Source organism: Kitasatospora purpeofusca (assembly GCF_034043715.1).
Taxonomy (GTDB): domain Bacteria; phylum Actinomycetota; class Actinomycetes; order Streptomycetales; family Streptomycetaceae; genus Kitasatospora; species Kitasatospora purpeofusca_A.
The window spans coordinates 11,334-24,406 of the sequence record NZ_JAXCLC010000076.1 but is presented as its reverse complement, the minus strand read 5'-3'; the positions used below and the strand labels follow the sequence as shown (position 1 = coordinate 24,406).

1 pseudogene is annotated in these 13,073 nt (G+C 77.0%); it reads right to left on the bottom strand.

Annotation, left to right across the window (positions count from 1 at the left end):
* Positions 1-141 precede the first annotated feature (141 nt).
* A pseudogene (locus SM793_RS30160) lies at positions 142-13,071 on the bottom strand (type I polyketide synthase); the annotation flags it as partial.
* Positions 13,072-13,073 lie beyond the last annotated feature (2 nt).

Below are 13,073 nucleotides of genomic sequence, written 5' to 3'. Positions count from 1 at the left end.
GTCCACCAGCGCCTTCAACCGGGCGAGCAGCGAGGCGCGCTCCCCCTCGGGGCCCGCCGGTCCGGCGAGGGACCGCTCCAGGGCGGCCAGGGCCGCTCCCGGATCGAGCTCCGCGCCGCCCGCGGTGTCCGGGAGTTCGCTGAGCAGCTGGGCGGCGACGGCGGCCGGGGTGGGGTGGTCGAAGACCAGCGTCGCGGGCAGTTCCAGACCGGTGCCAGCGCCGATGCGGTTGCGCAGTTCGACGGCGGTGAGCGAGGTCAGGCCCAGTTCGCGGAAGGCCCGGTCGGCGGCGACGGCGGCGATACCGCCGTGGCCGAGCACGGCCGCGGCCTCCCGGCGGACCAGGTCGAGCAGCACCGCCTCCCGCGCCTCCGCGCCCTCCGCGCCCTCCAGCCTGAGCAGCCAGGGCGCGGGCCCGGCGGTCGCGGCGTCGGCGCCCGCCGCGGCGGCCACGGCTCCGGCCACCGTCGTGTTGGTGACGGTCGCGTCCAGCCAGTAGCGCTGCCGCCGGAACGGGTAGGTGGGCAGCGCCACCGGTCGCGGCCCGGTCCCGGCGAAGACGGCCGTCCAGTCGAACGCCACGCCCCGCACCCAGAGTTCGGCGGCCGAGAGCAGGAACCGCTCCGGCCCGCCGTGGTCGCGGCGGAGCGTGCCGGCCACCACCGAGCGCTTCCCGGCGCCGACGGCGGCGAGGGTGTCCTCGATCGGCACGGTCAGCACCCCGTGCGGCGACACCTCGACGAACACGGTGTGGCCGTCCTCGGCGAGGCGCCGGGTGGCCTCCTCGAAGCGGACCGTCTCGCGCAGGTTGGTCACCCAGTAGTCCGCGTCCAGCCCCGCCGTGTCGAACCAGTCACCAGTGACGGTGGACAGCAGCGGCACGGTGCCGGTGCGTGGCCGGACCGGGGCCAGCAGCTCCACCAACTCCTCCCGCAGGCCGTCCACCTGGGCGGAGTGCGAGGCGTAGTCGACCGGGATCGTGCGGGCCCGGACGCCCTCCGCCCGGTAGGCGTCGACCAGTTCGGCCAGCGCCGCCGGCTCGCCGGAGACCACGGTCGCCGCCGGGCCGTTGACCACGGCTATCGAGAGCAGGTCGGCCCGGTCGGCGATCCGCTCGGCCACCTCGGCGGCGGGCAGGGCGACCGAGGCCATGCCGCCCGCGCCGGCCAGGGCGAGGATCGCCCGGCTGCGCAGGGCCACCACCCGGGCGCCGTCGGCGAGCGAGAGCCCGCCCGCGACCACGGCGGCCGCGATCTCGCCCTGGCTGTGGCCGACCACGGCGTCCGGCCGCACCCCGTGCGCCCGCCACAGCTCGGCCAGCGAGACCATCACCGCCCACAGCACCGGCTGGACGACGTCCACCCGGTCCAGGCCGGGGGCGCCGGGGGCGCCGCGCAGGACGTCCGGCAGCGACCAGTCCGTGTGCGGGGCCAGGGCGGCCGCGCACTCCTCGATCCTGGCGGCGAACACCGGTGCGGTGTCGAGGAGTTCGACGGCCATCCCGGCCCACTGGGAGCCCTGGCCGGGGAAGACGAACACCGTGCGGCCGGTGACGTCGGCGGTGCCGGTCACCAGTGCGGCGGCCGGGTCCCCGGCGGCCAGCGCCCGCAGGGCCTCCGGGTCGCCGACGGCGACGGCCCGTTCCTCCAGCGCGCCGCGGGCGGTGGCCAGGGCGTACGCGACGTCGAGGTCCCGGCCGTCGGGCGCCGGAAGCAGCTCGGCCACCTGGGCGGCCTGGGCGAGCAGCGCGGCGGGGGTGCGGGCGGAGACGAGGTAGGGCAGCGGGCCGGGCGCGTCGGCGGCGGCGTCAGCGGCGTCAGCGGCGTCAGCGGGGTCGGTGACGATCGGCGCCGCGTCCGGGGCCTGCTCGATGATCACGTGCGCGTTGGTACCGGACACCCCGAAGGAGGAGATACCCGCTCGGCGCGGCCGTCCGAGCTCCGGCCATTCCCGCTGCTCGGTGAGCAGTTCGACGGCGCCCGCCGACCAGTCCACGTACGGCGAGGGCTCGTCCACGTGCAGGGTGCGCGGCAGCACCCCGTGCCGGATCGCCTGGACCATCTTGATCACGCCCGCCGCGCCGGCCGCCGCCTGGGTGTGGCCGATGTTGGACTTCAACGAGCCCAGCCAGAGCGGCTGTTCGGCCGGTCGCTGCTGCCCGTAGGTGGCGAGCACGGCCTGCGCCTCGATCGGGTCGCCGAGGGTGGTGCCGGTGCCGTGCCCCTCGACCGCGTCCACGTCCGCCGTGCCGAGCCCGGCCCGCTCCAGCGCCGCCCGGATCACCCGCTGCTGGGCAGGGCCGCTGGGCGCGGTGAGGCCGTTGGAGGCGCCGTCCTGGTTGACCGCGCTGCCGCGGACGACCGCGAGCACCGGGTGGCCGTTGCGGCGCGCGTCGGAGAGCCGCTCGACCAGCAGCAGCCCGACGCCCTCGCCCCAGCCGGTGCCGTCCGCCGCGTTCGCGTACGCCTTGCAGCGGCCGTCGGCGGACAGGGCCCGCTGACGGGAGAACTCGACGAAGGTGGTCGGGGTGGACATCACGGCCACCCCGCCGGCCAGGGCGAGGTCGCACTCGCCGGAGCGAAGCGACTGGGCGGCCAGGTGCAGCGCCACCAGGGACGAGGAGCAGGCCGTGTCCACGGTGACGGCGGGACCCTCGAAGCCGAAGGAGTAGGAGATCCGGCCGGAGGCCACGCTGCCGGCGGTGCCGTTGCCGAGCCAGCCCTCGAGTTCGGCCGGCACTTCGCGGACGCGCGGCGCGTAGTCGTGGTACATCACGCCGGCGAAGACGCCGGTCCGGCTGCCGCGCAGCGCCGTCGGGTCGATGCCCGCGCTCTCCAGGGCCTCCCAGGTGGTCTCCAGCAGCAGCCGCTGCTGCGGGTCGGTGGCGATCGCCTCGCGGGGCGAGATGCCGAAGAACTCGGCGTCGAACTCGGCCGGCCGGTCGAGGAACCCGCCGTGCCGGGTGTAGGAGGTGCCGGGCTTGTCGGGGTCCGGGTCGTAGAGGGCCTCGAGGTCCCAGCCCCGGTCGTCGGGGAAGTCGGTGACGGCGTCCCGGCCCTCGCTCACCAGTCGCCACAGGTCGTCCGGTGTGGCCACGCCGCCGGGGAGGCGGCAGGCCATGCCCACGATGACGATCGGGTCGTCCTCGACGGCGGGCCGGGCCGGGGCGGGGGTACTCACCACGGGCGCCGGGGCGGCGGTGGCGCCGACGAGTTCGGTCCGCAGGTGCTCGGCGAGGGCGGTCGGGTTGGGGTGGTCGAAGACCAGGGTGGCCGACAGGCGCAGGCCGGTGGCGGCGGCGACCCGGTTGCGCAACTCGACGGCGGACAGCGAGTCCACGCCGATGCTGGTGAACGACCGCTGGGCGCCGACCGCTTCGGCCTCGGTGCCGAGCACGGCGGACACCTCGGCGCGGACCAGCCGGAGCAGCTCCGCCTGCCGTTCGGCGTCGTCGGGCAGGGCGGCGAGCCGCTGGGCGAGGGCGCCCCGGCCGTCCGTTCCGGGCGCGGCGGCGGTGCCGGGGAGTGCGGTGCCGTGGAGCGCGGCGCCGGCCGTGCGCCGGGTGGGCCGGACCAGGCCGCGCAGCAGCGGCGGTATCTCGTGCTGGGTCCGGTCCTGCTGCGCCCGCACGGCGGCGAGGTCGAGCGGGGCGGGCACCAGGGCCGCCCGGTCGCCCAGCCGCTGGGCGGCGTCGAAGAGGCGGATGCCCTCGGCGGAGCCGATCGGCCGGATGCCGAAGCGGGCCAGCCGGGCGTGGTCGGTGGCACTGAGGTGCTCGGTGATGCCGCTGGCCTCGGCCCACTGTCCCCAGGCCAGGGACTGGGCGGGCAGGCCGATGCTGCGCCGGTGGGCGGCGAGGGCGTCCAGGTAGGTGTTCGCGGCGGCGTAGCTCGCCTGCCCCGGGCTGCCGAGGGTGGCGGCGACGGAGGAGTAGAGGACGAACGCGGCCAGGTCGTGGGACCGGGTGAGTTCGTGCAGGTGGCGGGCGCCGTCGGCCTTGGGGGCCCAGACGGCGGCCAGGCGCTCGGGGGTGAGGGCGGTCAGCACACCGTCGTCGAGGACGCCGGCCGTGTGGACCACGGCGGTCAGCGGGTGGGCGGAGGGGACGGCCGCGATCGCGGCGGCGAGGGAATCGCGGTCGGCGGTGTCGGCGGCCGTGATCGTCACCTCCGCACCGAGGGCGGTGAGTTCGGTGTCCAGTTCGGCCGCGCCGGGCGCGTCGGCGCCACGGCGGGACAGCAGCAGCAGACGGCGGACACCGCGCTCGGTGACCAGGTGCCGGGCGAGCAGAGCACCGAGGGTTCCGGTGCCACCGGTGATCAGGACCGTGCCCTCCGGGTCCCAGGGCCGGGCTTCGCCGTCGGGGACGGCCGCCCGGACCAGCCGCGGGACCCGTGCCCGGCCCTCGCGCAGGGCCAGCTGCGGCTCGCCGCCGGCCACGGCCGCCGCCAGGGCGGCTTCCGAGACGTCGGTGCCGTCGGTGTCGACGAGCACGATCCGGCCTGGGTTCTCCGACTGCGCCGAACGCACCAGGCCCCACACCGGGGCGGCGGTCAGGTCCGGCGTCTCCGACTCGTCGACGGCCACGGCCTGCCGCGTCAGCACGACCAGCGGCGCACCGGCGCCGTCGTCCTGGGCCAGCCAGGACTGGAGCGCGGCCAGCGTCGCCACCACGTCCCCGTCGACCCGCAGTACGTTGTCCAGCGCTGCCGGCGCGGCCGCGAGGGCCACCTCCGGCCAGTCGACGGCGAACAGGGTGTCCCGTCCGACGGCGGGCTCGGCGCCCACCCGGTCGGTGGGGACGGGCCGGGTGACCAGCGATTCGATGGTGATCACCGGCCGGCCGGCCGGGTCGGCGGCCTCCAGGCGGTAGGAGTCGGATCCGGTCACGGTGACCAGCACCCGCAGCTCGGTCGCGGCGGCGGCGTGCAGGGTGACGCCCCGGTAGGCGAACGGGAGCCGCCGGGTCCGGGCGGCCGGGTCGCCGTCGGCGGGGTCGCGGTCCGCCCCGTCGAGGGCGGGCAGTTGGGCGGCCGCGTCCAGCAGCGCGGGGTGCAGGCCGAACCGGGCGGCGTCCCCGGTCAGTTGCTCCGGCAGGACGGCGTGCGCGTGGAGCGTCGCACCGTCCCGCCAGACCTCGCGCAGGCCCCGGAAGGCCGGCCCGTAGTCGAGTCCGACGGCGGCCAGCAGCTCGTACGCCTCCTCGGGGGTGAGGTGTTCGGCGCCCTCGGCGGGCGCCCAGGCGGTGGGCTCGGCCTCGCCGGGCCGGTCGCCGGACAGCAGACCGCTCGCGTGCCGGGTCCAGGCGCCGTCCACGGCGGCCGGGGAGGCCGGGGGTGCAGGGGCGGCCGAGCCGGGCGCGGGCCGCGAGTGGATCGTGACCGGACGTGCGCCGGTCCCGTCCGGCGCGCCTACCGCCACGTGCAGGTGCAGGGTGTCGCGCTCGGGCAGCACGAGCGGGGCCTCGATCACCAGCTCGTCCAGGGTGCTCGCGCCCACCTCGTCGCCCGCCCGGATCGCCAGCTCGACCAGGGCCGCGCCGGGCGCCAGGACGGTGCCCAGCGCCACATGGTCGGCGAGCCAGGGGTGGGTGGCGAGGGAGAGGCTGCCGGTGAGCAGCACACCCTCCGAGTCGGCCGGGGTGACCGCCGCGCCGAGCACGGCGTGGTCGACGGCCGCCAGGCCGAGTCCGCGCGCGTCGGCGGCGGTTCGGACGGCGGGCTCCAGCCAGTAGCGGCGGCGCTGGAACGGGTAGGTGGGCAGGGCGAGGCTCGGGCGGCGCCCGCCGCCGAACAGGGCGGTCCAGTCGACGTGGTGGCCCTGGACGTGGATCCGGGCGAGCGCCGTCAGCGCCGTCCGCTCCTCGGGCCGCTCCCGGCGCAGGACCGGGACAGCGGTGACGGCCTCGTCCAGGACGCCTCCGACCAGGCCCGCGAGGGTGCCGTCGGGGCCGAGTTCGACGAAGGTCGTCGCACCCTCGGCGGCCAGGGTGGTGACCACGTCGGCGAAACGCACGGCCCCACGGACCTGGCGCACCCAGTACTCCGGGTCGGTCAGCTCCTCCGAACTCGCCACCCGGCCGGTGAGGTTGGAGACCACCGGGATCTCGGGGCGCCGGAAGGTCAGCGCCCGGGCGACGGTCAGGAACTCGTCCAGCATGCCGTCCATGTGCGCCGAGTGGAACGCGTGGCTCACCCGCAGCCGCCTCGTACGGCGGTCCGCGAAGTGCTCCCTGACGCTCTCGACAGCCGCCTCGTCGCCCGAGACGACAACGGCACGGGGCCCGTTGACGGCGGCGATGTCCACGCCGTCCACGCCGTCCACCAGAACGGCCCGGACCTCCTCCTCCGTGGCCTCCAGCGCCACCATCGCACCGCCACCCGGCAGGGCCTGCATCAACCGCGCCCTTGCACCGACCAGCACTGCCGCGTCCTCCAACGACAGCACCCCGGCCACATGCGCCGCCGCCAACTCGCCGATCGAGTGGCCCGCGACGAAGTCCGGCCGCACACCCCACGACTCGAACAACCGGAACACCGCCACCTCCACCGCGAACAGCGCCGGCTGCGTCCACCCCGTCTCGTTCAATCCCTCACCCGAGACGATCACCTCGGCCAACGGCAGCCCCAACGCCCCCGCCACCGCGTCGAAGGACTCGGCAAAGACAGGCTGCGACGCATACAACTCACGCCCCATCCCCACCCGCTGAGAACCCTGACCCGAGAACAGGAACGCCAGACCGCCCGAACCCGCCACCCCCCGCACCACATCCACGCCCTCAAGGTCGCGCAACGCCGCCGGATCACCCAGCACCACCGCCCGCTCCTCCAACGCCGCCCGGCCCACGGCCAGCGACTGGGCGAGGTCCGCCGGATCGGCGGTGAGGGCCAACTCGGCGACGCGTGCGCCCTGTTCGCGCAGCGCCTCCGGCGAACGCGCCGACACCACGAACGGCAGCAACGCACCGTCCACCGTCGGCACCACGGCCTCCACCGGCGCCGACTCCTCCACCGGCGCCTGCTCGACGATGACATGGGCGTTGGTGCCGGAGACACCGAACGCGGACACCGCGGCCCGGCGCGGACGCTCCAGCGCCGGCCACTCCCGCTGCTCGGTCAACAGCTCGACGGTCCCCGCCGACCAGTCCACGTGCGGCGACGGCTCGTCCACGTGAAGGGTGCGCGGCAGCACCCCGTGCCGGATCGCCAGCACCGACTTGATCACACCCGCCACACCCGCGGCCGCCTGGGTGTGACCGATGTTCGACTTCACCGAACCCAGCCACAGCGGCTGTTCGGCCGACCGCTGCTGCCCGTAGGTCGCGATCAGCGCCTGCGCCTCGATCGGGTCACCGAGGGTGGTGCCGGTGCCGTGCGCCTCGACCACGTCGACCTCGTCGGGCGCCAGGCCCGCGTTGGCCAGCGCCGCGCGGATCACCCGCTGCTGCGAAGGACCACTGGGCGCGGTCAGGCCGTTGGAGGCGCCGTCCTGGTTGACCGCGCTGCCGCGCAGCACCGCCAGCACCTCGTGCCCCAACCGCCGGGCGTCCGAGAGCCGTTCGACCAGCAGCAGGCCCACACCCTCCGCCCAGCCCGTCCCGTCGGCACCCGCCGCGAACGCCTTGCAGCGCCCGTCGGGCGACATCGCGCGCTGCCGGGAGAACTCGACGAAGGTGGTCGGGGTGGTCATCAGCAGCACGCCGCCGGCGACGGCGAGGTCCGACTCGCCGGAGCGCAGCGACTGCGCGGCCAGGTGGAGCGCCACCAGCGAGGAGGAGCAGGCGGTGTCCACGGTCACCGCCGGACCCTCGAAGCCGAAGGTGTAGGAGATCCGGCCCGAGGCGACGCTGCCCGCGTTGCCGATGCCGAGGTAGGCCTCCAGCTCCGCCGGGACCTGCTGGGCGCCGCTCGCGTAGTCGCGGCCGGAGATGCCCGCGAAGACGCCGGTCCGGCTGCCGCGCAGGGCGGTCGGGTCGAGGCCGGCCCGCTCGAACAGTTCCCAGGTGGTCTCCAGCAGCAGCCGCTGCTGGGGGTCGATCGCGGGGGCCTCGCGCGGCGGGATGCCGAAGAACTCGGCGTCGAACTCGCCGATGCCGTCGAGGAATCCGCCGTGCCGGGCGTAGGAGGTGCCGGGCCTGTCGGGGTCGTCGGGCGAGTACAGGGCACCGAGGTCCCAGCCCCGGTCGGCCGGGAACTCGGTGAGCGCGTCGACGCCGTCGGCCACCAGCCGCCAGAGGTCCTCCGGCGAGGCGACCCCGCCGGGGTAGCGGCAGGCCATGCCGACGATGACGATCGGGTCGGTCCCGACGGCCGCGCCGGGGGCCGGGGCGGCCGTCCGGTCGCCCTGCGGGTCGGCGTCGGCCGCGCCCCACAGTTCGTCTGCCAGCCAGTCCGCGAGCGCGGCGGGCGTGGGGTGGTCGAAGACGGCGGTCGCGGGCAGCCGGCGGCCGGTGACCGCGCCGAGGCGGTTGCGGAACTCCACGGCCGTCAGCGAGTCGAAGCCCTGCTGCTGGAAGGCCCTGGCCGGGTCGACGGCGTCCGCCGAGCGGTGCCGCTGCACGGCCGCGGCCTCGGCCCGGACGACGCCGAGCAGGCTGCGGCGGCGCTCGGCGGCGGGCAGCGCGCCGAGCCGGGCGACGAGGTCGGCCTCGGCCGCCGCGCCGCCGGCGCCCTGGTGGGCCGGACCGGCCGCGCCGTCGCGGGGCAGCAGCTCGACCACCAGACGCTGGTCCCGGCCCCGGAACAGCGCCGCCCAGTCGACGTCGGCGACGACCAGGTGGCTCTCGCCCCGGTCCAGCGCGGCGCCGAGCAGTTCGACGGCCTGCGTGGGCGGCAGCGAGGCGAGCCCGTGGCGGAGCAGCTGCCGTTCGGCGCCGTCGGCGGCGATGCCCGCGCCGGCCCAGTGGCCCCAGGCGATCGAGGTGGCCGGCAGTCCGGCCGCCCGGCGCTCGGCGGCGAGCGCGTCCAAGTAGGCGTTGCCGGGCGCGTAGTTGGCCTGGCCGGGGATGCCGGCGACGCCCGCGAGCGAGGAGAACAGGACGAACGCGGTCAGCGGCAGCTCGGCGGTGAGTTCGTGCAGCAGCCGGGCGGCGCCCGCCTTGGCGCGCAGGGCGGCGGCGAGCCGGTCGGCGGTGAGGGTGGGGAGCAGGCCGTCGTGCAGGGCGGCGGCGGTGTGGACGACCGCGCCGAGCGGCAGTTCGGCGGGGATCCCGGCGAGGACGGCGGCGAGCTGCTCGCGGTCGGCGACGTCGGCCGCGGCGAAGGTCACCCGGGCGCCGAGGGCGGCGAGTTCGGCCTCCAGGACGGCGGCCCCGGGTGCCTCGGCCCCGCGCCGGCCGACCAGCAGCAGGTGCTCGGCGCCGCGCGCGGCCAGCCAGCGGGCGACATGGCCGCCGAGCGCGCCGGTGCCGCCGGTGATGAGGGTGGTGCCGCGCGGCTCCCAGCGCCGGTCCGCCGGGGCGGACGGCGCGGCTGGGGCCAGCCGGCGGGCGAAGGCGCCGGCCGGGCGCAGCGCGAGTTCGCTCTCCCGGTCGGGCGAGCGGTCGGTGATCAGGGCGGCGGCCTGCTGCCAGGTGTGCCGGTCGGGCTCGGCGGGCAGGTCGATCAGGCCGCCGTGGAGGGCGGGCTGCTCGGCGGCCAGGATCGCGCCGAATCCCCAGGTCAGGGCCTGCTCGGGGGCGGTGACGGGGTCGGTCGCGGAGTCGGCGGGCCCGGTGCTGACGGCGCCCCGGGTGAGGTACCAGACGGGGGCGGGTGCGGTCGCGTCGTCCAGGGCCTGGGCCAGCGCCACCTGGGCGGCGTGCGCCCAGGGGAGTTCGGGGTGGGCGGGGTGGGCGCCGGGGCGCAGGCCGAGCAGGGAGACGACGCCGGTGAGCGGGCCGTCCTCGGTGGTCAGCCGGGCCAGTCCGGCGGCCAGCGTGGGTCGGTCGACGCCGGCGGTGAGCACCCGCACGGTGGCGCCGTGCGCGCCGAGCGCCCCGGCGAGCGCGCCGGCCCAGGGGTGGTCGGCCGGGTCGGGAGCCTCGTCGAGGCCCTCCGGGAGGACGAGCAGCCAGCGGCCCCCGGCGGCGGTCGCGGCCCGCGCCGGGGTGCCGACCGGCCGCCAGACGACGCGGTGCTGCCAGCCGTCGGCGGCGGTCGCGGCGCGGCGCCGGTCCCACCAGGAGGCGAGCGCGGGCAGCAGGGGGACCAGCCGGTCGCCGTCGACCCCGATCGCCTCGCCGAGGCGGCCCGCGTCCTGCTCGCCGACCAGGTCCCAGAACAGGCTGTCCCCGGCGGGCCCGCCCGGGGCGGCGGTCAGCTCCGGGGAGCGGCTGGCGTCCAGCCAGTAGCGCTGCCGCTGGAACGGGTAGCCGGGCAGCTCGGCGTGCGCGGGCCGGGCGTCGGCGAAGGCCGCCGTCCAGTCGACGGCCACGCCGCGCACGGACAGCTCCGCGACGGAGGTGAGCCAGCGCTCGCGCCCGCCCTGCCCGCGCCGCAGCGAGCCGGTGACGACGGCGGACTCGGCGGCGGCCGGGCCCACGGCGTCCAGGGTGTCCTCGATCGCGCCGGTGAGCACCGGGTGCGGGGAGACCTCGACGAACACGGTGTGCCCGGTCTCGGCGAGCCGGCGGGTGGCCTGCTCGAAGCGGACGGTGTGGCGCAGGTTCCGGTACCAGTAGCCGGCGTCCAGGGCGGCGGTGTCCTGCCACTCCCCGGTGACGGTGGACAGCAGCGGCACGGTGCCGGTGCGCGGCCGCAGGTCGGCGAGCAGGGTGAGGAGTTCCTCGCGCAGCGCCTCGGTCTGGGTGGAGTGCGAGGCGTAGTCGATGTTGACCGGTCGGACGGTGACGCCCTCGGCGGTGTACGCGGCGGTGAGTTCGGCGAGCGCGTCGAGGTCGCCGGAGACGACGGTGGCCTGCGGGCCGTTGACGACGCCGATGGAGAGCCGGCCGGGCCAGGCGCCGATCCGCCGTTCGACCTCGGCGAGCGGGCGCGGCACGGACACCATGCCGCCGCGGTGGGAGATCCGGGCGAGCAGCTTGGCCCGCAGGGCGACGATCCGGGCCGCGTCGGCGAGGTCGAGGCCGCCCGCGACGTAGGCGGCGGCGACCTCGCCCTGGCTGTGGCCGACGACGGCGTCCGGGCGGACGCCGTAGGTCTGCCAGAGTTCGGCGAGCGAGACCATCACGGCCCACAGCACCGGCTGGACGACGTCGACCCGGTCGGGGTCGGGGCCGTCGGCGGCGCCGCGGACGACGTCGAGCAGCGACCAGTCGGTGTGCGGGGCCAGGGCCTCGGCGCAGCGGGTGAGGGCGGCGGCGAAGGCGGGTTCGGTGTCGAGCAGTCCGGCGGCCATGCCGGCCCACTGGGAGCCCTGGCCGGGGAAGACGAAGACGGTCCGGCCGGGGGTGGCGGCCCGGCCGCGGACGACGCCGGGGCCGTCGAGCGTGCGCAGCGCCTCGGCCGCGTCGGCGGCCGGGGCGACGACGACGGCGCGTTCGTCGAGCGCGGCCCGGCCGGTGGCCAGGGTGTGCGCGGCGTCGACGGGCCGGGTGCCGGGCAGCCGGTCGGCGATCCGGGCGGCGTGGGCGGTGAGCGCCTCGGGGGTGCGGGCGGAGAGCACGTACGGGAGGACGGCGGGGGCGGGCAGGACCGCCTCGACCGGTGCGGGCTCCTCCGTCGGGGCCTGCTCGACGATGACGTGGGCGTTGGTGCCGGAGACGCCGAACGCGGACACCGCGGCCCGGCGCGGACGCTCCAGCGCCGGCCACTCCCGCTGCTCGGTCAGCAGTTCGACGGTGCCGGCCGACCAGTCGACGTGCGGAGACGGCTCGTCCACGTGCAGGGTGCGGGGCAGCACGCCGTGCCGGATCGCCAGCACCGACTTGATCACACCCGCCACACCCGCGGCGGCCTGGGTGTGACCGATGTTCGACTTCACCGAACCCAGCCACAGCGGCGACGCGCCCTCGGCCCGCCCGGCACCGTAGGTCGCGATCAGCGCCTGCGCCTCGATCGGGTCGCCCAGCCGGGTGCCGGTGCCGTGCGCCTCGACCACGTCGACGTCGGCGGCGGTGAGCCCGGCGGAGGCGAGCGCCGCCCGGATCACCCGCTGCTGCGAGGTGCCGCTCGGGGCGGTGAGCTGGCTGGAGCGGCCGTCCTGGTTGACGGCGGAGCCGCGCAGCAGGGCGAGCACCCGGTGGCCGTTGCGGCGGGCGTCGGAGAGTCGCTCCAGGACCAGCAGGCCGGCGCCCTCGCCCCAGCCGGTGCCGTCGGCGGCGGCGGCGAAGGGCTTGCAGCGGCCGTCGGCGGCCAGGCCGCGCTGGCGGCTGAACTCGATGAACATGCCGGGAGCGGCGAGCACGGTGGCGCCGCCGGCCAGGGCGAGCGAGCTCTCGCCGGAGCGCAGCGAGCGGGCGGCGAGGTGCAGCGCGACCAGGGAGGAGGAGCAGGCGGTGTCGACGGTGACGGCGGGACCCTCCAGGCCGAGGGTGTAGGCGATCCGGCCGGAGGCGACGGAGGTGGTGGTGCCGGTGAGCACGTAGCCGTCGGTCTGCTCGGCGGGCAGGTGGTGCATGCTCGGCCCGTACTCCTGGGCGATGACGCCCGCGAACACGCCGGTGCGGGTGCCGCGCAGGGCCGCCGGGTCGATCGCGGCGTCCTCCAGGGCCTGCCAGGCGGTCTCCAGGAGGAGCCGTTGCTGGGGTTCGGCGGCGAGCGCCTCGCGGGGCGAGATGCCGAAGAAGTCGGCGTCGAACTCGCCCGCGTCGTAGAGGAATCCGCCCTCGCGGGCGTAGCTGCGGCCGGCCCGGTCGGGGTCGGGGTCGTAGAGGTGGTCGAGGTCCCAGCCCCGGTCGGTGGGGAAGGGGCCGACGACGTCGCGCTCCTCGGTGACCAGCCGCCACAGCTCGTCGGGGGTGTCGGCGCCGCCGGGGAAGCGGCAGGCCATGCCGACGATGGCGATCGGCTCCTCCGCGCCGGGGCCGGTCCCGCCGTCGGCGGCGGGGTCGGTGACGGCGGCGCGGGCCTCCGCGTCGCGCAGGCGGCGGCGGGTCTGGTGCAGCTCGGCGGCGACCTTGTTGAGGTAGTCGC